The sequence below is a fragment of the Promicromonospora sp. NPDC057138 genome (assembly GCF_042670845.1).
Taxonomy (GTDB): Bacteria; Actinomycetota; Actinomycetes; order Actinomycetales; family Cellulomonadaceae; genus Promicromonospora.
This window is the reverse complement of the sequence record NZ_JBHUUX010000014.1, coordinates 31,045-52,745: the sequence shown is the minus strand read 5'-3', so window position 1 is coordinate 52,745 and position 21,701 is coordinate 31,045. Positions and strand designations below refer to the sequence as shown.

General features: G+C 73.4%; 23 protein-coding genes. 14 read left to right on the top strand and 9 right to left on the bottom strand.

Annotation, left to right across the window (positions count from 1 at the left end):
* The first annotated feature begins 21 nt into the window (after positions 1–21).
* Both dapB and ACFT2C_RS11100 read left to right on the top strand, forming a co-directional pair.
* Positions 22–795, top strand: coding sequence for a 4-hydroxy-tetrahydrodipicolinate reductase (dapB, locus tag ACFT2C_RS11105; RefSeq protein ID WP_377207110.1), 774 nt, complete (start codon positions 22–24; stop codon positions 793–795).
* Complete coding sequence (locus ACFT2C_RS11100; protein ID WP_377207109.1) at positions 792–1,313, top strand: hypothetical protein; 522 nt, start codon at positions 792–794, stop codon at positions 1,311–1,313. The genes dapB and ACFT2C_RS11100 overlap by 4 nt, the downstream gene beginning before the upstream one ends.
* Here the strand turns inward: ACFT2C_RS11100 and ACFT2C_RS11095 are convergent.
* Positions 1,273–2,034: a class I SAM-dependent methyltransferase gene (locus ACFT2C_RS11095; RefSeq protein WP_377207108.1), complete on the bottom strand. Its 762-nt coding sequence runs from the start codon at positions 2,032–2,034 to the stop codon at positions 1,273–1,275. The genes ACFT2C_RS11100 and ACFT2C_RS11095 overlap by 41 nt on opposite strands.
* 109 nt (positions 2,035–2,143) lie before the next feature.
* Between ACFT2C_RS11095 and ACFT2C_RS11090 the strand changes: the two genes are divergently transcribed.
* From ACFT2C_RS11090 to ACFT2C_RS11075, 4 genes are read left to right on the top strand one after another with little or no spacing between them, the layout of a single operon-like run.
* Complete coding sequence (locus ACFT2C_RS11090; RefSeq protein ID WP_377207107.1) at positions 2,144–2,677, top strand: hypothetical protein; 534 nt, start codon at positions 2,144–2,146, stop codon at positions 2,675–2,677.
* Entirely contained in the window at positions 2,674–3,903 is a 1,230-nt protein-coding gene (locus ACFT2C_RS11085; RefSeq protein ID WP_377207106.1) for an NRAMP family divalent metal transporter, read from the top strand. Before ACFT2C_RS11090 ends, ACFT2C_RS11085 begins: the two co-directional genes overlap by 4 nt.
* Positions 3,900–4,343, top strand: a complete 444-nt coding sequence (locus ACFT2C_RS11080; RefSeq protein ID WP_377207105.1) for a hypothetical protein — start codon at positions 3,900–3,902, stop codon at positions 4,341–4,343. The genes ACFT2C_RS11085 and ACFT2C_RS11080 overlap by 4 nt, the downstream gene beginning before the upstream one ends.
* 10 nt (positions 4,344–4,353) lie before the next feature.
* Positions 4,354–4,713: a PRC-barrel domain containing protein gene (locus ACFT2C_RS11075; RefSeq protein ID WP_377207104.1), complete on the top strand. Its 360-nt coding sequence runs from the start codon at positions 4,354–4,356 to the stop codon at positions 4,711–4,713.
* Positions 4,714–4,762: 49 nt separating this feature from the next.
* Here the strand turns inward: ACFT2C_RS11075 and ACFT2C_RS11070 are convergent, their stop codons facing one another.
* From ACFT2C_RS11070 to ACFT2C_RS11050, 5 genes are all read right to left on the bottom strand, one after another.
* The gene (locus tag ACFT2C_RS11070) at positions 4,763–6,061 is read right to left on the bottom strand and encodes an MFS transporter (protein WP_377207103.1); all 1,299 of its coding nucleotides are present in this window, start codon (positions 6,059–6,061) and stop codon (positions 4,763–4,765) included.
* A gap of 43 nt (positions 6,062–6,104) precedes the next feature.
* The gene (locus ACFT2C_RS11065; RefSeq protein ID WP_377207102.1) at positions 6,105–6,620 is read right to left on the bottom strand and encodes a GNAT family N-acetyltransferase; all 516 of its coding nucleotides are present in this window, start codon (positions 6,618–6,620) and stop codon (positions 6,105–6,107) included.
* 13 nt (positions 6,621–6,633) lie between these two features.
* On the bottom strand, positions 6,634–7,101 hold the full coding sequence (locus ACFT2C_RS11060; RefSeq protein ID WP_377207101.1) for a hypothetical protein: 468 nt from the start codon (positions 7,099–7,101) through the stop codon (positions 6,634–6,636).
* Positions 7,102–7,227: 126 nt separating this feature from the next.
* The gene (locus tag ACFT2C_RS11055; protein ID WP_377207100.1) at positions 7,228–7,731 is read right to left on the bottom strand and encodes a GNAT family N-acetyltransferase; all 504 of its coding nucleotides are present in this window, start codon (positions 7,729–7,731) and stop codon (positions 7,228–7,230) included.
* A gap of 135 nt (positions 7,732–7,866) precedes the next feature.
* Positions 7,867–9,339, bottom strand: coding sequence for an NAD-dependent succinate-semialdehyde dehydrogenase (locus tag ACFT2C_RS11050; protein ID WP_377207099.1), 1,473 nt, complete (start codon positions 9,337–9,339; stop codon positions 7,867–7,869).
* Positions 9,340–9,448: 109 nt separating this feature from the next.
* Between ACFT2C_RS11050 and rraA the strand changes: the two genes are divergently transcribed.
* From rraA to ACFT2C_RS11030, 4 genes are all read left to right on the top strand, one after another.
* Complete coding sequence (rraA, locus tag ACFT2C_RS11045; protein ID WP_377207098.1) at positions 9,449–9,913, top strand: ribonuclease E activity regulator RraA; 465 nt, start codon at positions 9,449–9,451, stop codon at positions 9,911–9,913.
* A gap of 53 nt (positions 9,914–9,966) precedes the next feature.
* Positions 9,967–10,938, top strand: coding sequence for a 4-hydroxy-tetrahydrodipicolinate synthase (dapA, locus tag ACFT2C_RS11040; RefSeq protein ID WP_377207097.1), 972 nt, complete (start codon positions 9,967–9,969; stop codon positions 10,936–10,938).
* A 34-nt stretch (positions 10,939–10,972) separates the two neighbouring features.
* The gene (locus ACFT2C_RS11035; protein ID WP_377207096.1) at positions 10,973–12,658 is read left to right on the top strand and encodes a ribonuclease J; all 1,686 of its coding nucleotides are present in this window, start codon (positions 10,973–10,975) and stop codon (positions 12,656–12,658) included.
* 165 nt (positions 12,659–12,823) lie between these two features.
* Complete coding sequence (locus tag ACFT2C_RS11030) at positions 12,824–13,480, top strand: DUF998 domain-containing protein (RefSeq protein WP_377207095.1); 657 nt, start codon at positions 12,824–12,826, stop codon at positions 13,478–13,480.
* A 65-nt stretch (positions 13,481–13,545) separates the two neighbouring features.
* On the opposite strand, the gene ACFT2C_RS11025 is transcribed toward ACFT2C_RS11030, so the two are convergent.
* Positions 13,546–15,816, bottom strand: a complete 2,271-nt coding sequence (locus ACFT2C_RS11025) for a hypothetical protein (RefSeq protein ID WP_377207094.1) — start codon at positions 15,814–15,816, stop codon at positions 13,546–13,548.
* Positions 15,813–17,663, bottom strand: coding sequence for an HSP90 family protein (locus ACFT2C_RS11020; protein ID WP_377207093.1), 1,851 nt, complete (start codon positions 17,661–17,663; stop codon positions 15,813–15,815). The genes ACFT2C_RS11025 and ACFT2C_RS11020 overlap by 4 nt, the downstream gene beginning before the upstream one ends.
* A gap of 178 nt (positions 17,664–17,841) precedes the next feature.
* Here ACFT2C_RS11020 and ACFT2C_RS11015 point away from each other — a divergent pair, with 178 nt between their 5' ends.
* From ACFT2C_RS11015 to ACFT2C_RS11005, 3 genes are all read left to right on the top strand, one after another.
* Complete coding sequence (locus ACFT2C_RS11015; RefSeq protein ID WP_377207092.1) at positions 17,842–18,729, top strand: DUF4328 domain-containing protein; 888 nt, start codon at positions 17,842–17,844, stop codon at positions 18,727–18,729.
* Positions 18,730–18,773: 44 nt separating this feature from the next.
* Positions 18,774–19,784, top strand: a complete 1,011-nt coding sequence (add, locus tag ACFT2C_RS11010) for an adenosine deaminase (protein WP_377207091.1) — start codon at positions 18,774–18,776, stop codon at positions 19,782–19,784.
* A 105-nt stretch (positions 19,785–19,889) separates the two neighbouring features.
* On the top strand, positions 19,890–20,537 hold the full coding sequence (locus tag ACFT2C_RS11005) for a DUF4328 domain-containing protein (RefSeq protein WP_377207090.1): 648 nt from the start codon (positions 19,890–19,892) through the stop codon (positions 20,535–20,537).
* On the opposite strand, the gene ACFT2C_RS11000 is transcribed toward ACFT2C_RS11005, so the two are convergent.
* Entirely contained in the window at positions 20,495–21,082 is a 588-nt protein-coding gene (locus ACFT2C_RS11000; protein ID WP_377207089.1) for a TetR/AcrR family transcriptional regulator, read from the bottom strand. The two genes, ACFT2C_RS11005 and ACFT2C_RS11000, sit on opposite strands and share 43 nt — an antisense overlap.
* A 68-nt stretch (positions 21,083–21,150) precedes the next feature.
* On the opposite strand from ACFT2C_RS11000, the gene ACFT2C_RS10995 reads away from it, so the two are divergent.
* Positions 21,151–21,600: a hypothetical protein gene (locus tag ACFT2C_RS10995; protein WP_377207088.1), complete on the top strand. Its 450-nt coding sequence runs from the start codon at positions 21,151–21,153 to the stop codon at positions 21,598–21,600.
* Positions 21,601–21,701: the final 101 nt, after the last annotated feature.

Sequence of the window (21,701 nt, the reverse complement as noted above, 5' to 3'; positions counted from 1 at the left end):
AAGACGTGAGGGTGGTAGATCGTGAGTGAGATCAAGGTGGCCGTGCTCGGTGCGGGTGGGCGCATGGGCGCGCAGGCCTGCGCGGCAGTCGAGGCCGCGGACGGCATGCGGCTGGTCGCCCGGCTCGGGCGCGGCGACACGGTCTCCGCCGAGACGCTCGCCGGGGCCGACGTCGCCGTCGACTTCACGGTCCCGGCCGTCACCGAGGCCAACGTGCACGCGGTGCTCGACGCCGGCGCGCACGCCGTGGTCGGCGCCACCGGCTGGGACGACGACTCGCGGGGCCGCGTCGCGGCGCATCTCGCCCGGCTGTCGCCCCGCGGTGCGGGCGGGCGGGGGTCGCTCGGCGTGCTCATCGCCCCGAACTTCGGGCTGTCGGCCGTGCTGGCCATGACGTTCGCCGCGAAGGCCGCGCGCTACTTCGAGTCGGCGGAGGTCATCGAGCTGCACCACCCGAACAAGGTGGACGCGCCGTCCGGCACCGCGCGGCACACCGCCGAGGCCATCGCCGCGGCGCGTGCCGAGGCCGGGCTCGGGCGGTCGCCCGACGCGACCGAGTCGGGCTGGGAGGCGCGCGGGACCGACGTCGACGGGGTGCGCGTCCACTCCGTGCGGTTGCGCGGGCTCGTGGCCCACGAGGAGATCCTCTTCGGCAACGAGGGGGAGCAGCTCGTGATCCGGCAGGACTCGTTCGACCGGGCCTCGTTCATGCCGGGCGTGCTGCTCGCGATCCGGTCCGTGATCTCGCGGCCCGGGCTGACCGTCGGGCTCGAGCACGTGCTGGACCTGTCGTGAGCGAGTCGCGGGCCGACGGCGCCGGCGGGCGACCGGCGTCGGGCCGGAAGCTGCCCAAGGGCCTGCCCGGAGCCCTCGCCGTCACCGCCCTGCTCGCGCTGTACGTGTGGCAGATCGCCGGGCGTGGCCTCGCGATGGCGCGCACCGGCGAGCCCGTGCTGATCGCTATCGGGCTGGGCGTGCTCATCATCCCGTTGCTGGTCATCGGGCTGATCGTGCGGGAGTACTGGCTGGCGGCGACCGTGCAGACCATGGCCGACACCCTGTACGCCGAGGGCGACCTCCCCGTGGACGACCTGCCGCGGTCGCCCGGCGGCCGCATCGACCGGGCCGCGGCAGACGAGGCGTTCGAGCCGCGCCGGGCCGCGGTCGAGGCCGCCCCCGAGGACTGGCGCGCCTGGTACCACCTGGCGTTCGCCTACGACGCCGCGGGCGACCGCCGTCGGGCCCGCGAGGCCCTGCGCAAGGCCGCCGCGCTCAGCCGGTCCGCGCGACGACGGCCCACGCGGTCGCCCTGACGTCGAAGGGCCCGTCGGGGAGCAGCTTGCGGCAGCGTTCCTCGAGTACCCCACGGGAGTCCGGCCCAAGAGCGGCCACGTAGTCGCCGGGCGGTCCGACGCCGAGCGTGTACGGGTGCCACCACTCGTCGAAGCCGGTGTACGACGACACGACGCTCAACTCGGCGGACTGGAGGCTGGTCATACCGGCCGCCCGGAACAGCTCGGCCAGGTGTCCCTCGCGGGCGCCCGCGGGGTCCGACTCGGCGGTCGCGGCGGGGTCGAGATCCCGGACGGCCAGCCAGAACACCGACTGCGGCGCCCGGCTGCCGTAGAAGTCCCAGGTGTTCGCGGCGACCTGGCCGCCAGGCCGGGTCACGCGCGCCATCTCCTTCAGGCCCGCGACCGGGTCGCTCATGAAGTGCACCACGAGCTGCGCCGCCGAGAGATCCACGCTGTCGTCGTCGAACGGCAGGCTCTCGGCGGTTCCCTGGCGCACGTCGGCACCCGCACAGCGCGCACGGACGGCCTCGATGAACGACGCCGACGGGTCGACCGCGGCGACCGCATGGGCGCCGAGCCTGGCGACCAGCCGCTCGGTCAGGGCGCCCGGGCCGCACCCGACGTCGAGCGCTCGCTGACCGGGCCGCACCCCGAGCAGCTCGGCGAACTGGTCCGCCAGCGGCTCCGCGTACCTGCCCATGAACTGCGCGTAAGCGCCGGCGGCGACGTCGAAGGCCATAGGCAAGACGGTAGACCCGCCCGTGCGCTGCCGCGCGAGGGTCGGTGGGTGAACCTCCGGTGGTCGCTGTCGGCGTGCGAGTGCCGCCGATCCGGGCCAGCATGCGACGGTGACCACCCGCCAGCGCTGCCAGCACTCCCGCCGGTGCGTCGCGGTGGTGCTGGTCCTCGGGCTGGCGGGGCTGCTCACGGCATGCGGGCCTGCCGCCACGCGGTCGGACGACGTCGGCGCGCTCGGCAGTGTGTCCGACCACCTCGACGACGCGAGCTCGGCGGTCGCGACGGCGGAGCTCGCCGTCCGGGAGCGGGCCGCCGGGCACCTGCCGGCCGTGACCGCGGACGTCGCGATCGGGGACGCGGTCGAGACCGCCACGGGCGCGGTGCACGGCATCGGGACCCTGGTCATCGCGGCCGACGGCGCCGAGCAGGTGCGGGGCGACGCGCTGGACGCCGCCTCGGGCGCCGTCGGCCCGGTCGCGGCGGCGCGCACGTGGCTGGGGCGGCCGCCGTCGCCCGCCGACGACGTCCTGCGGGCCCTCGACGACGCGTCCAGCGCGCTCGACGACGCGAGCGCTACCGTCGAGCGGGCGCAGGCGCAGATCGACGCGCAGACCGGGCCCCGGGCCGAGCGGACGGCGCCGTGAACACTCGCCTGCTGAGCGTCGCCCTGGGCATCCTCACCGCCATCGGCGGGTTCCTCGACGCCGGGGACCTCGTCACCAACGCCGTGGTGGGTTCGCGGTTCGGGCTGTCGCTGGCCTGGGTGGTCGGCGTGGGCGTGGTCGGCATCTGCGTGTTCGCGCACATGTCCGGCAAGGTCGCCGCGGTGTCCGGGCGGGCGACGTTCGAGATCATCCGCGAGCGCCTCGGCCCGCGGACCGCCGGGCTGAACCTGGTCGCCAGTCTCGCTGTCACGGTGCTGACGCTGATCGCCGAGGTGGGTGGCATCGCGCTGGCGCTCCAGCTCGCGAGCAGCGTGGACCACCGGCTCTGGGTCCCGGTCGCGGCGCTGGCGGTATGGCTCGTCCTGTGGCGCGTGCAGTTCGACCTCATGGAGAACGTCACCGGCCTGCTGGGCCTGACGCTGGTCGGGTTCGCGGTGGCGGTGTTCCTGCTCGGACCGGACTGGGGCGAGCTCGGCGCGCAGCTGGTCCCGCACGTGCCGGCGCAGGAGGGCGCCGCGGTGTACTGGTACTTCGCGATCGCGCTGTTCGGTGCGGCCATGACGCCCTACGAGGTCTTCTTCTTCTCGTCGGGCGGCGTGGAGGACCGCTGGACGGTGCGGGACCTCGCGACGTCCCGCCTGAACGTGCTGGTCGGGTTCCCGCTCGGCGGCGTCCTGTCGATCGCCATCGCCGCGTGCGCGGCCCTCGTGCTGCTGCCCGCCGGCATCCGGGTCGACTCGATGTCCCAGCTCGTGCTGCCGGTGGCGCAGGCCGGCGGGACCCTGCTCGTGGCCGTGGTGATCGTGGGCATGGTGGCGGCCACGTCCGGTGCCGCGCTGGAGACCGCGCTGTCCACCGGGTACACGCTCTCCCAGTACCTGGGCTGGTCATGGGGCAAGTTCCGGCGTCCGGCGCAGGCCCCGCGGTTCCACCTGGCGATGATCCTGGCGCTCGTCGTCGCGGTCGGCGTCCTGATGACAAACGTCGACCCGATCGCCGTCACCGAGTACTCGGTGGTCTTCTCGGCCGTGGCCCTGCCGCTGACGTATCTGCCGATCCTGGTGGTGGCGAACGATCCCGAGTACATGGGCGAGCACGTCAACGGGCGGGTGATGAACGTGCTGGGCACGATATATCTGTTCGTCCTCGTCGCGGCCGCGCTGGCCGCGATACCCCTGATGATCGCGACGGAGGCGGGCGGATGAGGCGCACCCGGACCGGCCCGCGGGACCTGTCCCGCGAGCCCGAGCCGCGACAGCCGGGACGGGTCCTGGACGCAGGGCTGCACCTGTTGGACCGTCAGGTGCTCGACGTTGACGACCTGCCGGTGTGCACGCTCGACGACCTCGAGCTCGAGGCCGCCGACGGCGAGCCCGCCGAGGACGGACGGATCGACGGCCGCGTCCCCGTCGTGATCTCCGCGCTGCTCACCGGTCCCGTGCTCGGCACCCGGGTGTTCGGGGGGCGCCCGCCCGCATCCCGCTGGTACCGCCTGCCGTGGGCGCAGGTGTCGGACGTCGGCACGGTGGTGCACCTGGGCGTCCGGGGCGGCGGCCTCGACGTGACCTGGCTCGACCGCTGGACGCGCGACCACGTCGTAGGGCGGATCCCCGGCGGCACGCACGATCCGGAGGCCTCAGGATGAGGAGGCCCCGATGATCGCCTCCGACCTGTTCGACGTCCCGGTGCGCGACGACGCCGGGGCGCACCTCGGCTGGGTGGTCGACCTGCGCTTCGTGCTCGACGGGCCGCCGAGCACGTTCCTCGCCCGCGCGCGGCTGCACGGGCTCGTGGTGTCTCCGCGGACCCGCACGTCGTTCCTGGGCTTCGAGCGGTCCCGCGTGCGGCAGCCGTGGCCCGTCGCCCCGCTGCTGCGGTGGCTGCACCGCGGCACGTTCCTCGTGCACTGGCCCGACGTCGCGCACGTGCCGAGCCCGGACGACGACACCGACCCGGGGCGCGAGGCCACGGTCGTGCTTCGCCCCGGGTACACCCGCTACGAGCCGGGGCTCTGACGGCGGGCGCTCCGGTCCGGGACCGCGCCGCCCGAGGGCCGGCCTCGCGTCAGGCGGGGTCGGACGTCAGGACGGCCTCGGCGTCCGGGTGCGTCGGCACCCAGCGCACGATCACCAGCACGAGCCCGACGACCAGCAGCACGGACGTGAGCATGAACGGGTAGGTGCGGTCGATCCCGGACAGCCAGCCGGAGATCCAGCCGAACGGCGCCGCGGCGAGCATGATGCAGGTGCGCTGGAGCGCCATCACGCGCGAGCGCTCGGCCGGGTCCACGTGCAGCGCGACGAGCGACTCCGAGAGCATGAACAGCATGCCCGCACCGAAGCTGTCCAGCAGCAGGCACAGGCCGAGGAACGCGTACGTCGAACCCGTCGCCGCGCCGTCCGACGCCGGGATCGCGACCAGCACGAGCTGCCCGGCGAGGTGGACCCCGAACCCCCACAACGTGGCGCGCCTGAGGTCGACGGCGGTGGTCAGCAGCGGGATGAGCGTGAAGAAGAAGACGACGGACAGCACCGAGCGGACCATCGGGAAGAAGGGCAGCAGCGCGTCCGGCACGTGCAGGTGCTGGCTGGCCACCACCTGCCAGAACGTGCCGTTGACGAGCGTGACCGCGGCGGTCAGCGCGGCCACGGCCAGCGCGAGGAGCGACCCGCGCGAGCGCAGCAGCAGCCCGAGCGCGCCGCGGTACCCGGCCATCAGGCGCCACACGCTCTCCCCGCGGGTGGCGGCCATGCGGACGCGGCCCTGGCGGGTCTCCCTCGACCACAGGTAGAGCCAGATGATCTTCGCCGTCATCACGACCGCGGCGTTGACGTAGAGGATGCGGACGGCGGGCTCCAGCCCGAGCTGGGCGACCAGGACGGCGGCCAGCGGCGCGAACAGGGCTGAGCAGTCGGACGCGACCTTGACCAGCGAGTAGATCCGGGTGATCTGGCCCCGCTCGGCGTCCTCGACCATGAGGCAGTCCCACGAGTTCTGCGTGACCTGCAGGGCGCCGTTGACCAGCGACGCCGCGAGGAAGAACCAGAAGTTCTCCGCGAACGCCCACAGCACGCACGGGATCACCCACGCGATCACGTCGAACCACGCCGTCGTGGCGCGCCGGCCGAGCCGGTCGGTGATGATCCCGCCGGCCAGCCCGAAGCCGACCTGGGAGAGCATGGCGACGGTCGCGAGGAAGCCGATCTGCGCGTCGTGCAGGCCGAGCGCCAGCATGAACACCGACGCGTACGGCAGCACCAGGGCCATGGACAGCCCCCACAGCGGCTCGGTCCACACGCAGGCGCGAGGGTTGCCGCGGAGCTGGACAAGGGTCCGCCAGAGCGGGTTGGGGGTGCGGGTCACCGGGCAAGTGAAGCATTTCCGCGGCCCTGGCCGCGCCATCATTTCAGCCGGTGCTCGTCGCCCGGACGGCGCGCTCCATGCAGACCAGGTCGTCCCGTTCGTCCCACGCGTCGACGACGGCGAAGCCGAGCCTCTCGTACAGGCGGATCGCGCCCGCGCGCCAGCTCCAGACCGAGAGCGCTACCGTGCTGACGCCGCCCTCCACCGCCTGGGTCAGCGCCGTGTCGATCAGTGCCGACGCGATGCCGCGGCCGCGCAGCTCCGGGTCCGTCCAGAGCCGCTTGATCTCCGAGCGCCCCGCCACGGGTGCGGTCACGACCAGGCAGCCTGCCGGACGGTTCCCGCAGCGCGCGACCAGCACGACGTCGTCCGCGAACGCGGACCGTGGATCGGCGACCTCCGCCCGGTAGCGGGCGGGCAGCACCTCCACATCGCTGACGGGTACGCCTTTCTCGGCCTCGGTCCGCAGGTGGTAGGCGGTCAGGAGCGCGGGTAGCCCGAGCGCGTCCGGGGCGGCCAGGTCGAGGCGGTCGATCACGAGGGGTTCGGGAGGAGCCACGGGGACGATCGTCTTAGTCGGTGAGGCTCGTCCAGCAGTACAGGGCGTGTCCCTGGTCGGCCGCGCGGGCGGCGAGCGCCGCGAGTGGCAGCAGGGCGGCGGCGAGGTTGCGCGGCGGGACGGCGGGCGGCGCGGCCTCGGACCAGTCACGAGCCGCCTGGGCCAGCCGGGTGGGGCCGGCGGCGGCGAGCTCGTCCGCGAGGGTCTGCGAGACGGTCACGATCCAGGGTCCCTCGTCGCCCCCGCTACCGATGAGGTTGCCGTGCCGCGGGTGCGCGGTGACCTCGCCGTACGGGCGCCCGGACAGCACGCCCGCGAGACCACCGAGCATGACGAACGGGTCCACCGACGGCACCTCCACGGCGTCGAACCGTGGCAGGTCGGTGCTCTGGTCGGGCTCGGACGGCCCGCCAGGCGTGTGGAGCGCCGTCGCCGCCACCTCATCGGTAGGTGCGGCGAAGTACTCCGTGCGTATCCCCATGAAGCCGATGGTCGCAAGGCCGTGTCACGGGACTGTCACGTGGGCGTGAACCCTGGGGTTCGCGTCGCGAACACGGCTGCACAGGGAGTCGGCTGCGCCGGGACGCCCGCGTCCGAAAGGCGTCAGTCAGATCTCGGCGGACCAGCGGTGCTCGACGACCTCGCGGACGCCCGTGGCGAGCGTGCGGCTGCGGCCGTCCTCGCCGAGCCCGCTGGCCTGAAGGAACGTGGCCCGCGCCGTGTCGTCGACGAGCGCCCAGGTGCTCACGGTCTCCGCACCGTCCGCGCGGAGGCGGTCGACGGCGGCCGCCAGGAGCCGCGACCCGTGCCCGGCGCGCTGCGCCTTCGGCAGGACCTCGAGCGACAGCACCTGACCGGGGGAGACGGCGGCGAACCCGACGACGTCGGGCCCGTCGAGCGCGACGAACACCGCGAAGCCCGGGCCGGGCGGCGACGTGATCGCCGACGACCAGCGCGCGCGCATCGCGGGGACGTCGAGTGCGTCGACGACGCCCTCGCCCAGCACCCCGGCGGCGCGCCAGGAGGCGACCTGCACGTCGGTCACGGCGGACTCGTCACCGGCGACGGCGGGGCGGACGGACACGTCGGCGGTCTCGCGAAACAGGGCCACGCAACCACCCTAACGGCCCACCGCCGGCCCGGGCGGACCACGGCGGCTGCGGCCAGCCAGCGGCTGAGTTGACCACAGCAGTTTCTGCCAGGCGGGCGCGGGTCCTGGCAGAAGCTGCTGTGGTCAACCCTGGCCCTACATCGCCACGTACACCGTCTCCTGGTACTCCTCCATGCCCGCCTCGCCGCCCTCGCGGCCCAGGCCGGAGGCCTTGACGCCGCCGAACGGGGCGCTCGCGTCGGACACCAGCCCGCGGTTGATGCCGATCATCCCGGCCTCGATCTCGTCCATCGCGCGCTGCGCCCGGGCCAGCGATGTCGTGTACGCGTAGGCGGCCAGGCCGAACGGGGTGCCGTTGGCCAGCTCGTACGCCTCGTCGTCGGAGCCGAAGACCACGATCGGGGCGACGGGGCCGAAGATCTCCTCCGTGACGATCCGGGCGTCGCCGCTGACGCCGGTGAGCACCGTCGGCTCGAAGAAGTGGCCCGGGCGGTCGAGGCGCGCGCCGCCGGTGAGCACCTGGGCGCCGTGCACGACGGCGTCGTCCACGAGGTCCGTGACCTTCTCGACCGCCGACTCATCGATCAGCGGGCCCACGTCGGCGCCGGGCTGCGTGCCCGGGGCGGTCACCTTGGCGGCCACTGCCTTGGCGAACTTCTGCGCGAAGGTGTGCGCGACGGCGTCGTGCACGAGGAAGCGGTTGGCCGCGACGCAGGACTGGCCGGAGTTGCGCAGCTTCGCGATCAGCGCGCCCTCGACCGCGGCGTCGAGGTCGGCGTCCTCGAACACGACGAACGGCGCGTTGCCGCCCAGCTCCATCGAGCTGCGCAGCACGTTCTTCGAGGCCTGGGCGAGCAGGGCCTGACCGACCCGCGTGGAGCCGGTGAACGAGACCTTGCGCAGCCGGGGGTCCTCGAACAGCGGCTCGGTGACCGGCCCCGCCTGCGTGGTCGGGACCACGTTGACGATGCCCGCCGGCAGGCCGCGCGCCTGGGCCTCGGAGCGGATGATCTCCGCGACCAGGAGCGTGGTCATCGGGGTCAGCTGGGCCGGCTTGATCACGACGGTGCAGCCGGCCGCCAGCGCCGGCGCGATCTTGCGGGTCGCCATCGCGATGGGGAAGTTCCACGGCGTGATCAGCAGGGAGGGCCCCACCGGTCGGCGGCTCACGTACTGCTTGTTGGTGCCCGACGGCGCCGTGCGCACCAGGCCGTCGGCGCGCACCGCCTGCTCGGCGAACCAGCGCAGGAACTCGGCGCCGTAGACCACCTCGGCGCGCGCCTCGGCCAGGGGCTTGCCGGCCTCGGCGGTGATCAGCGCGGCGATGTCGTCGGCGCGGGCGACGAGCCGCGCGAAGACGGCGCGCAGCAGCTCGGCGCGTTCGCGCGGCGGCACGGCGCGCCAGGCGGGGGCGGCGGCGTGTGCGGCGTCGAGGGCTCGTACGGCGTCGGCGGGTGTGGCGTCGGAGACGTCGAAGATGGGCTCGGCCGTCGCCGGGTCGGCGACCTCGAACGTGCCGCCGCCCGCCGCGGGGCCCCAGTGCCCGCCGACGAGAATGCCGGTGGGCAGGTGCGCCACGAAGGCGGGGGAGAGCGTCGTCGCCGTCATATTTCGAGTATCCATCGCCGCGCAACCCACGGCGGGGTGACGTCGCGGCCGAGCGACCGCGACCACGTCGAGTAGCGTCTGCCGCACACCCACGACGCGGAGGAATCACATGACGGTGACGGCCGACCTGTACGACGAGCACGGCGATGCGCTGGCCTCGCTGCCCGTCCAGCTGCGCGACTTCGGCGGGGTCCGAGCCTTCTCCGGCCCGGTGCGCACCGTGCGGTGCCACGAGGACAACGCCCTGGTCAAGGAGCTGACGCAGACCCCGGGCGACGGCGCGGTCCTGGTGGTGGACGGCGGCGGCTCGCTGCGCAGCGCGCTGATGGGCGACCTCATCGCGGCGGCGGCCGTCGAGAACGGCTGGGCCGGCGCGATCATCCACGGCGCCATCCGCGACTCGGTGGCGATCGGCGGGCTGCGGCTCGGCGTGAAGGCGCTGGGCACCAACCCGCGCAAGTCGTCGAAGGCGGGTGCCGGCGTGGTGGACGAGCCGGTCGAGATCGGCGGCGTCGTGTTCCGGCCGGGTGCCATGGTCTACGCGGACGAGGACGGCGTCCTGGTCGAGCGGTGACCCGCAGCGGGGCGCGAGCCCGGTGATCGGGCGGTAAACGGTACGGTATGCCTATGGTTCTTCCCACTGATCCCGCGCGCCCGTTCGGCGCGGTCCTGACTGCGATGGTCACCCCCATGACGCCGGACGGCGCCATAGACCTGAAGGCAGCGGTGAAGGTGGCGAAGAAGCTGGTCGACGACGGCAACGACGGCCTCGTCCTGTCCGGCACCACCGGCGAGTCCCCGGTCACGCACACGCCCGAGAAGGAAGAGCTCGTCGCCGCCGTCGTCGAGGCCGTGGGCGACCGCGCCGCCGTCGTGGCGGGCGCCGGCTCGAACGACACGGTGCACGCGATCCGCATGGCCGAACAGGCCGCGGGCGCCGGCGCGGACGGCCTGCTCGTGGTCTCCCCGTACTACTCCCGGCCCACCCAGGAGGGCCTGTACCAGCACTTCACGGCCGTCGCGGACGCGACCGACCTGCCCGTGATGCTGTACGACATCCCCGGCCGGGCCGGGGTGCGCATAGCGCCGGAGACGTTCGCGCGCCTGGCTCAGCACCCGCGGATCGTCGCGAACAAGGACGCCACCGGCGACGTCTACAGCGGCGGCAAGCTCGCCGCGAGCACGGGCCTGGCGTGGTACTCCGGCGACGACGGCCTGCTGCTGCCGTTCCTGAGCGTCGGAGGTGCGGGTATCGTGTCCGTGTCGGCCCACCTGGTCGGCGCACACTTCGCGGAGACGGTCCGCCGGTTCGACGCCGGCGACATCGCCGGAGCGATCGAGGTCTTCCGCACCACCACCGGCGTCATCGACGCGATGAACGGCGCGGGCGCGCAGGCCGTCATGGTCAAGGCGGCGCTCGAGATCCTCGGCGTCACGGACAACCGGTTCCTGCGTCTGCCGAACGTCGCAGCGTCGGACGACGAGGTGGTCGCCCTGCGCGCGGTCCTGGCCGAGGCCGGCCTGCTGCGCGACGGCGACACCGCACACCAGCCCGAGGTGAGCGAGCTCGCCCAGGCGAGCTCCGCCGTCGGGCACTGAAACTTTTCTGTTGGAACGAGGCCTTGGAGGCCACGTGAGTCATCCTCACCCCGAACTGTCCCTGCCCCCCGCACTGCCTGCCGGCGGTCTGCGTGTGGTCGCCCTCGGCGGCCTGGGCGAGGTGGGACGCAACATGGCGGTCCTGGAGCATGCCGGAAAGCTGCTCATCATCGACTGCGGCGTGTTGTTCCCCGAGGACAACCAGCCCGGCGTGGACCTGATCCTGCCGGACTTCGACTACATCAAGGACCGCCTCGGCGACATCGAGGCGATCGTGCTGACGCACGGCCACGAGGACCACATCGGCGCCGTGCCGTACCTGCTGCGGCTCCGCAAGGACATCCCGCTGGTCGGCTCGCGCCTGACGCTCGCGTTCATCGAGGCGAAGCTCAAGGAGCACCGCATCAAGCCCTACACCCTCGAGGTGAAGGAAGGGCAGCGCGAGAAGCTCGGCGTCTTCGACTGCGAGTTCGTCGCGGTCAACCACTCCATCCCGGACGCGCTCGCCGTGGCCGTGACCACCGCGGCGGGCACCGTGCTGCACACCGGTGACTTCAAGATGGACCAGCTGCCGCTCGACGGCCGCATCACCGACCTGCGCGCCTTCGCCCGCCTCGGCGAGAAGGGCGTTGACCTCTTCATGGTGGACTCCACCAACGCCGAGGTGCCGGGCTTCGTGACGCCGGAGGCCGAGATCGGCCCGGTGCTCGACAACGTGTTCGCGCAGGCGGACAAGCGGATCATCGTCGCGTCGTTCTCGTCGCACGTGCACCGCGTCCAGCAGGTGCTCAACGCCGCCCACGCCCACGGCCGGCGCGTTGCCCTCGTGGGCCGCTCCATGGTGCGCAACATGGGCATCGCCGCCGACCTCGGCTACCTCGACGTGCCGCCGGGCGTGCTGATCGACCTGAAGAAGGCCGACTCCCTGCCCGACGACCGGATCGTCTACATGTCCACCGGCTCGCAGGGCGAGCCGATGGCCGCCCTGTCGCGCATGGCCAACGGCGACCACAAGGTGCAGGTCGAGTTCGGCGACACCGTGATTCTGGCGTCGTCGCTCATCCCGGGCAACGAGAACGCCGTGTTCCGCATCATCAACGGGCTTACCCGCCTCGGCGCGCGCGTCGTGCACGGCGGCAACGCCAAGGTGCACGTCTCCGGGCACGCCTCGGCTGGCGAGCTCATGTACTGCTACAACATCCTCAAGCCCAAGAACGTCATGCCGGTGCACGGCGAGGTGCGTCACCTCGTCGCCAACGGGGCGCTCGCGGTCAGGACCGGCGTGCCGGCCGACCGCGTGGTGCTCGCCGAGGACGGCGTCGTGGTCGACCTCGTGGACGGCAAGGCCTCCGTGGTCGGCGCCGTGCCGTGCGGGTACGTGTACGTCGACGGCTCGTCGGTCGGCGAGATCACCGACGCCGAGCTCAAGGACCGCGTGATCCTGGGCGAGGAGGGCTTCGTGTCCGTCTTCGCTGTCATCGACACGGCCACGGGCAAGGTGCTCGCGCCGCCGCAGGTGCTGGCGCGCGGCATGGCCGAGGACGCCTCGGTGTTCGACAAGGTGATGCCGGAGGTCACCGCGGCGCTGGAGAACGCGATCGCGGGCGGGGCCACGGACACGCACCAGCTGCAGCAGATCATGCGGCGCACCGTCGGGCGGTACGTGGCGACGCGCCTGCGCCGCAAGCCGATGATCGTGCCTGTGATCGTGGAGGCGTGACCAGTCTGGCCCACGCCTGACCGTTGAGTGCTGGGTATTTGTTGGCTCGGAACGTTTCGATCCAACAAATACCCAGCACTCAACGGTCGCTCAGTTGTGGTGGGGTTCGTCGTCTGAGCCGTTAGGACGTCGGCAGCGGGTCGGCGGTCAGGTCCGGAGGACGAGATGGCACAGGAGAGCGAGTTCGACATGGGGGCCGCAGTGACGCGGTCGATGCTGGGCTGGGGTGTGGTCGCGGGGCCGTTCTACCTGGTTGTCGGGCTGATCCTGGCGCTCACCCGGGAAGGTTTCGACTTCGCGCGGCACCCTCTGAGCGCGCTCATGCTGGGCGACGGCGGCTGGATGCAGATCACCAACCTGGCGCTGAGCGGTGTGATGGTGCTCGTCGCCGGCGTGGGCATGGTCCGTGCGGGCGCACGCGGTGCCGGGATCGGGGTGGGGATCTACGGCGGGGCGATGGTGGCGAGCGCGATCTTCCCGCCCGACCCGATGCCGGGGTTCCCTCCCGGGCAGGACGGCGCCACGACGATGAGCATCTCCGGCATCCTGCACTTCGCGTTCGGCGGCATCGGGTTCGTCGCGTTCGCGGTGGCGGCGCTGCTGTTCGGCGGGTGGCTCGCGCGGCACGGCGAGAGCGGGCGCGCTGCGTGGTCGCGGGTCGCCGGCGTCGTGATCCTGGTGGGATTTGTCGGCGGCGCCGCCCTGGGGCCAGCCGGGATGGGCGGCCTCTGGCTCGCGGTGGTGGCCGGGTTCGCCTGGCTGCTGCTCGCGTCGCTCCGGCTGTACCGCGTGGTGCCGCACCCGGTCGTGGCGCGCCGCTGAGCGGGGCCACGGCTCGACCATGGGACCGCCGCCTGACCGGACTCCCGGTCGGGCGGCGGCCACGATCAGGCGGTCACCAGGTCGCGGATCCAGCCGGCGTGGCCGCGGAACCCGATGAGCTCCTCGTCGTCGTCGACCTTCGCCTCGACGGCCGCGACCAGCTCCAGGCCGCGGGCCGTCTCGCCCGACTCGACGGCCAGCTCGGCGGCGAGCAGGGCGCCGCGGCACCAGCGCGCGACGTCGTCGGACTCCCGCAGGAGCTGCTCGGCGCGGCCCGCCAAGGCTGCGGCCTCCGCCAGGGCGCCGTCGTAGAGGCCGCCGAAGCGGCCGGACTCCAGGTCCTCGTCAGCGATGACCCTGGCGTGCTGTTCGAGCGTCTCGGGCAGCTCGGTCCGCAGCTCGGCGAGCTCGTCCGGGTCCGTCGCGTCGGCGAGCGCCGCCTCGCACACCCGGGTGGCGCCGGTCATGACGCGGCTCGCCTCGGCGGCGTCGCGACCACGGACGGCCCACGCCCATGCGCGGGTCGCGCGGAGCTGGCGCCGGGCGTCGCCGGCCTCCGCCCACAGGTCGGCCGCCCGTTCGTAGGCGAGCTCCGCCGACAGCTTCTCGCCCGCCTTGTCCAGGGCCTCGGCGGCGAGGTTGGCGAGCATCGCGTGGTCGGCCTGCTCGGGCCAGTGCTGCGCGACCTGAGCGGCGGCGAGCCAGTGCTTGGCCGCCTCCGCGGGCTCCTGCCGGGCCATCGCACACTCGCCGAGCCACCAGCGGACCTGCACGAGCATGCCGTCGCCGTGCGCCTCCGGGGAGGGGTCCAGGTCGGACAGCGCCTGCTCCAGGACCGGAGCCGCCTCGTCCAGCCGGCCGCCGGCCATGAGGAACCCGCCCAGCCGTACCCTGGCCACCACCGCGGAGCCCAGGTCGGCCAGATCGGCCCAGGCCACCGCTTCGAGCGCATGATGGATGGCGCCGGACGGGTCCTCGTCGGCGGCCAGGAGCTCGGAGAGCTGCAGGTGCGCGACGGCGCGCCAGCCGGGCGGAGCCGCGTCGCCGGCGCGGTCGATCGCCTCCGCCATCGCCGCCCGCATCCCGGCCAGGTCCTCGGCGTCCCGAGCGCGGTTGTACTGGTCGATCGACGCGCTGACGCCGGCGGGCATCGCGGGCTCGCCGGTTTCGTCGTCCGCGTCCGGGGCGTCTGGCTCCTCCGAAGGTGCGCCGTCAGCGACGGGCAGCACCGCGCGCAGCCCGAGCGGCAGCCGGTCGAGGAGCGGCTCGGCGTCCAGGCGCGCCCGCACGCGCTCGCTGACCGCCGTCGTGCCGTTGCGCTCGTCGAACCGTGCCGCCAGGGCGAGCGCCTCCGTCCGGGCGTGCACGGCCAGCCCGGCGGCGGACCAGGCGCGGCCTGTGGGGCCGGTGACCTGGAGGTCGCCCCGGCCCAGCGTGACCAGCCGGTCCATGAGCAGCGCGACCACCGCGTAGTACCCCATGCGGGGCTCGGGCTCCCCGTCGGCCTGGAAGTAGGCGGGGGTGTCGGCCAGGAGCTCGAGCCCGCGCGGCTCGTTCCCGGTCAGCGCGCAGAACTCGATGTGCCGGGCCACCGACGACATCAGGCTCTCGGAGCCCTTGACCATGGGGTAGCCGCGCAGGTGGTTCGCCCGGGCCTCGTCGAGCCGGCCCAGCCGGACCAGGGGGAGCAGCGAGCGGGACAGCGCGCGGTGCGGCTCCTCGGCGCACGTCTGCCGGCCGGCGAGCACGGGCTCCCAGTGGTTCACCGCCTTCGCGTCGAACCCGGCGTCGGCATAGAACTCGCCCTGCCGGGCGGTCTCGCAGGCATGGCAGTCGGCCATCTCGCCGCGCTCGGCGGCGAGCCAGCCGTCGAACGCCCGCTGCGCCCGCTCGGCGTCCCCCACGTGGTCGGCGACGTAGAACTCGGACATCCGCACCGCGCGCTCGGTGTGGCCCGCCAGCCGGTAGCGGCGGTCCATCTCCATGAGCCAGTTCTCGATGGCGGCCAGCGAGACCTGGGGCAGGTCGAGCATGCCGGTGGTCATCCACTTGAAGTCCCAGAACAGCGACCGCGTGCTGGACCGGTCGAAGACGCTCGGGTCCTGGTCCCACAGCCGCAGGACCCGCGCGAACGGGACGAGCGCCTTGTGCCGGTCCGCACTGAACTCGTAGGCGCCGATCAGGTGGAACAGCGCCCTGACCTCAGCCTGCGGCCCGATCTGCGCCGCGTGGTCGAGGATCTTCTCGGCGGCTACCGCCTGCGACGTCCCGCGGGGGCGCCGCTGGTTTTCCCAGATGGCTTCCTGGAGGCTCGCCAGGTCGGTGATCTCGGTCATCGGTCGGTCTCCTGGGTGTCGTCAGGTCGGTCGTCGCGCGCTGCAGGCGGAGTGGGTGTGGCCCACTCCAGCAGCTCGCCGAACGCGCGGTTCACGAGCGCCTGGTCCACGGGCCGCAGCGGCCGCCTGGCCTGGAGCAGCGACTGCCCGTACAGGGCCTCGACCGCGACGCCGGTCAGCTCGGCGTCCGGCAGCGCGGCGATGCGCCGGACCAGCGGGTTGAGGTGGTTGAGCACGAGCCGGGCCCGCGGTGCCTCGTCGCGCAGGGAGCCGAGGATGCCCGCCCAGAGGTCGTCGGCCTCGCCCTCCGCCTCGGCGCGGGCGCGCTCGTGCCGAGCCGACCGGTCGTCGAGGTGGACGGCGGCCAGGGCCGCCGGATGGAACGTGCGCACGACGACGTCGCAGTCCAGCGGGTCGAGCCGTGCGCGGGCGGTGGCGAGGAACGGAGCGAGCGCCAGCTCGGCCGCGGGGTCGAGATGGTCCAGGTGCGCGGTCACCACGGACGCGTCGAGCTCCTCGACGACGATGCCGGGCCGGGCGAGCGGCAGCGCCTCGACGAGCGCCGCGTCGTAGGTGTACCCGCCGTTGACCACGGCCATGCCCTGCGCCGCCGCGATGGCTGAGACCTGCCGGAACTCGTCGACGGTACGCGTGAAGTACACGGTCCGGTGCCGGCGGGCGAGGTCGTCGAGCGTGAGCTCGCCCTCCGACGTCTCGAAGGGGAGCCAGGGGAGCATGGTGCGCAGGACGTCGTCGTCGTGCAGGGCGAGCGCCTTGACGCCCAGGTGGTGCACGGCGAGGAAGCGCCGCAGGCGCTCCGGCGAGGCGGTCGCGAGCCGCGCGAGCCAGGTCCGGACCCGGTCGCCGAGCGCGTCCCGGACGGCGGCGAGCGTCTCGTCCTCGTAGAGCTGCTCGCGGCTGGCGGTGGGGCGCAGCGAGTCGGTGTCCAGCACGCACCGCACGAAGAATGCCCAGTCCGGCAGCAGGGTCTCCGCGCGGTCGGTGAGCAGCATGCCCTTGAGGTGGACGCGGTGCCCGCCGCGCTGGGCTGGGCTGACGACGCCGGGCAGCACGTAGGCGACGCCGCGGATACCGACCAGCGGCAGGTCGAGCTCGATCGAGTCGAGCGGCGCGAAGCCGAACGTGTCCTGGCAGTAGGCGGACAACGCGGTGGCCCGCGCCGTCGGGCTCGTGTGCTCGGCCTCCCACGGTGGTCGCCGCCCGGTGATCGGCTCGTCGCCCACGCGGACGTCGTAGGGCAGCAGCGCCCCGAAGTCGGCGGCGAGGTCGGCCACGGTGTCGGCCTCGAACCACTGCTCGCTGCCGCGGCGGGAGGTCAGGTGCACGGTCGTGCCAGGCTCGGGGTGCTCGGACGCCGCCACGATGCGGACCGTGTACGAACCGTCGTCGCGTGCCACCCACTCGACGGGCAGCGCGTCGGGCGTGCGTGCCGACCGGCTCACGACCCGGATGGTCTCGGCCACGACGAAGCAGGCGAGCAGGCCGATGCCGAACTGGCCGAGGAACTCCTTGCGGGCCTCCTGGAGCTCGTCGCGCTTGGAGCTGCGGCCGATCGTGGCGAGCAGCTCGTGCACCTCGGCCTCGCTGAGGCCGACGCCGGAGTCCGTGACCCGCAGCGCCGAGCCGGTCGCCTCGATGCGCACGGTGCCGGGCGCGCCGGCATCGAGAGCACGCCGCGCAGTGATCGCGTCGACGCCGTTCTGGAGCAGCTCGCGCACGTACACGCGCGGGCTGGCGTACAGGTGCTGGGACAGCAGGTCGACCAACCCGCGAAGGTCGACCTGGAAGGTGTGCGGTGCTTGCGCCGGGGTATCTTGCGTCGTCATGGTGCGCGAAACGATAGTGGCGCACTCTGACACTCCCCACGAAAGTGCCGCGCGTGCACGCGATCTCGACGGGGCGTCGCGCGTTCACCCACAAGTGGGTCGCGGGTTCACCCACCACCGGTAGGTACCGGACATAGCAGGAGTGAGTACGGTGGCGGGAACACACCGGAGGCCGTTGATGTCCGATCCGCGTTTTCCCCACCAGAACGGTGCCACCCCCAGGGGATGGTCCGATCCCGGGCGGGGCCCGCAGCCCCAGCTGGGCCAGCCCCGCCCGGAGCAGGCGGGCAGCCCCGCCCACCCGCAGTCGCCGTACGCCGAGCAGTACCCGGACCAGCAGTACCCCGGTCTGGGCAGCGGGCAGCGCAACGGGCACGACACCGGGCAGCATGCCGCCCAGCAGTCGACTGCCTCCGGGCAGCATCGCGTGCCGGCGGACGAGGCCTACCCGCCCGCGCGCCGTCGTCTGCCCGGCAGCCCCCGACCCCGCAAGCGCCTGCCCGAGCCGCCCGCCGGGCTCGCCGTCGGCGCGGCCGTCGCCGCGTGCTGCCTGCTCTTCGTCGAGCTGGTCGAGCTGGTGATCCTGCTCGTCACCGGCGACCGGGCCGAGGCCGCCATCGAGCTCGGCCTCGGCGCTCGGTTCGACCCCAACGGCGACACCGCGACGATCGTCTTCGGGCTGGCCGCGTACCTCGCCACCGGCTTCTGGCTGCAGGCGAGCCGCCGGTTCGCCGAAGCCGCGAACCCGACGGCGCGGTTCGCCCACGGCCGTGCCTGGACGTGGCTCGGCTGGTGGGTTCCCGTCGTCTTCCTGTGGATCCCCTACCGGGTGGTCCGGGACATTCGAGCGGCAGTGGTGCCCGACGGCGTACGCCGAGTCAGCCTCGGCCTGTGGTGGCCCTTCTGGCTGCTGGCCGGGCTGCGCCTGGTCTCCTCGTCCTCGGGCGACTTGGAGATCATCGCCCGCTCCATCGCGGCGGTCGCGCTGATCGTCGCGTTCGTCCCCTGGATCCGGGTGCTCCGCGAGATCACGAGGGCGCAGGAGAAGGCCGCCGGACTCGGCTGAGCCAGCGCACCAACGAGCGCGCCGACGGGACGTAACCTGCCCTCATGACCACTCTCGCGCCGTCGTCGCGCCCGCCCCGCGCCGAGCTGCACGTGCACCTCGAGGGCACGCTGGAACCCGACCTGGCCTTCGAGCTGGCGGCCCGCAACGGCGTCGGGCTGCCGTATCCCGACCCGGCGAGCCTGCGCGCCGCCTACGAGTTCGAGGACCTGCAGTCGTTCATCGACCTGTACACCGCGAACATGGCGGTGCTGCACACCGAGGAGGACTTCGCCGACCTGACCCGCGCCTACCTGACGCGTGCTGCCCGGGCCGGCGTCCGGCACGCGGAGATCACCTTCGACCCGCAGGCGCACCTCGTCCGAGGCGTTCCGCTGGAAGCCGTCGTGGGCGGCATCGCCGGCGTCCTGGAGCGCAGCGAGGCCGACTTCGGCATCTCGTCCCTGCTCATCGCCGCGTTCCACCGCAACCGGTCCGGCGCGGACGCCCTCGACGTCCTGGAGCGACTCCTCGCGATGGGCGCGCCGATCGTCGGCGTGGGGCTGGACAACGCGGAGATCGGCTACCCCGCTGCGTTGTTCGAGCATGTCTTCGCGCGCGCCGAGGAGGCCGGGCTGCGCCGCACCGCGCACGCCGGCGAGGAGGGCCCGGCGTCGAACATCCGGGACGCGCTCGACCTGCTGCACGCCGAGCGGATCGACCACGGCATCGCCGTCGTCCAGGACCCGGACCTCGTCGCGCGCGTCGCGGCCGAGCAGGTCCCGTTCACGGTGTGCCCCGTGTCGAACGTGCGGCTGCGCGCCGTGCCCGCCCTGGCCGAGCACCCGCTGCCCGCCATGATCGAGGCGGGCATGCTCGTGAGCATCAACTCCGACGACCCGCCGTACTTCGGCGCCTACGTGGACGACGTCGACGACGCCGTCACAGCGGCCTTCGGCCTCACCCGGGACCAGCGGGCGGCGCTCGCGGCGGCGTCGTTCCGGGGATCGTTCCTGCCCCCGGAGCGGGTGGCCGTGTACCTGGCCGAGGTGGAGGACTGGCGCGCGGGGGCCTGAGCCCTGGACCGCCCGGGGCGCGCCGCGGCCCGGGACCGGTCCCCGCGCCCGGATGATTGACTCGGCAGGTACCAGCTCCGCTCGCCGGTCCCGAGGAGGCCATCGATGTCCCAGCAGGAGTACCGGCCGGCGTACGGCCCGGCGGGCCCGCCGCTCAGGGTGCCCGGCGGCGCCACCGCCGTGATCGCCCTGGCCTGCGTGGTCATGGTTCTGCAGGTGCTGGCGTTCGTCGTCGCGCTCCGGTCGGCGACCCAGGGGACCGGAGCGCCCGAGCCCGCGGCCGTGTCGCTCACCGACATGCCGATCGCGCTGGCGCAGGTCGCCGCGGGGGTCGTCGCGTGCGGGTGGCTCTGGCGCAGCCGGGGGTTCGCCGTGGCGGTGGACCCGGGCGCGCCACACGCGCGGGAGGCGGCCTGGGTCTGGCTCGGCTGGATGGTCCCGGTGGTCGCCTGGTGGTTCCCGTACCAGGTGGTCCGCGACATCCGGGAGGCCACGGTGCGCGACCCCGCGGACCGGGGCGGGCTCTGGTGGGGCGCCTGGCTGGTCACGTCCCTGGCGAGCACCGTCTCCTTCTACACGGTCGTGTTCGTGGTGTCGGGCATCGCGGACCCGATGCTCGCGCCCGTCATGGAGGGCGTCGTCCTCGTCGCGATGGCGCTCGCCCTGTGGGGCTGGATCGAGATCGTGCGGGAGATCCACGCCGCCCAGCGTCAGTGGCTGAGCAGCGCGGACGCCACGGCTCCGGCCGCCTGACCGAACGCGGCCGCACGGGCGTCCTCGTCGCCGGGCAGCAGCCCGGCGAGCTCGAGCGAGACCAGTCCGTGCACCAGGCCCCACAGCCCGACGGCGGCGCTCAGCACGCGCCCGGCCGGCGCGCCGTCGAGGACCCGGGCGACGGCGTCGTGCAGCACCCGGAAGGTGGGGCGGTCGACGGCGGCTGCGGGATCGCCGTCGGCGGGTGAGACGCCGCGGTAGAACATGACGCGGTAGAAGTGCGGGTCCGCCAGGGCGAACTCCCGGTAGGCGACGCCGAGGGCGCGCAGGTCCACCGCGGGGTCGTCGCTCCGCCCGACGGCGGCGAGGTGCCCGGCGAACCGCCGGAACCCCTCCTCGCCGACCGCCTCGACCAGCGCCTCGCGGGAGCCGAGCAGCGCGTAGACGGCCGACGCGCTCGTCCCGGCTTCGGCCGCGACCTTCCGCACGGTGACGGCGCCCTCGCCGTCGGCCGAGATCATCCGCGAGGTGACCTCGAGGAGCCGGGCGCGCAGGGCGTCGTCGTGCAGTCGCGGTCGGGCCATGCCGCGAGTCTAGAAGCCTTGACGGGCGTTTGCGAACACTGTTTGATAACAGCGTTACAGAACAGCTGATGGCCAGACCCCCCCAGGAGGACGTCGTGCTCGAGCTCTCTGACCCGGCCCGCATCACCGCGGGCATCGTGCTGCTGACCGTCGTCGGGATCGAGTCCGGCGGCTACTTCCTGCTCAGGGTCTTCGGCGGAGTGTTCGGCCCGAAGCCGGCGACCACCGACCTGCAGAAGAGCTTCTACCGGGCCGGGCACGCCCACGCGGGCGTGCTGGTGATCCTCGGCTTGCTGAGCGTGCTCCTGGCGGAGGCGACGGACCTGACCGGGTTCGCGCACTGGCTCGCCGCCACGGGCGTGCTCTGGGCCGCGATCCTCATGCCCGCGGGGTTCTTCTTCTCGGCGATGGGGGAGGGGCGGACGACGCCGAACCGCGCGGTCGTGCTGATCCCGATCGGCGCCGTGGTCCTCGCCGCGGGCGTCGTGACGCTGGCGGTCGGGCTCCTGATGGGCTGAGCCGGAGCCCGCAGAGCGGCATACCGGACAGTGGCCCGGTCCAGGACACACCGCGAGGGTTCCTGGGCCGGGCCGCCGTCCGCGGTTACGGTGGCGACATC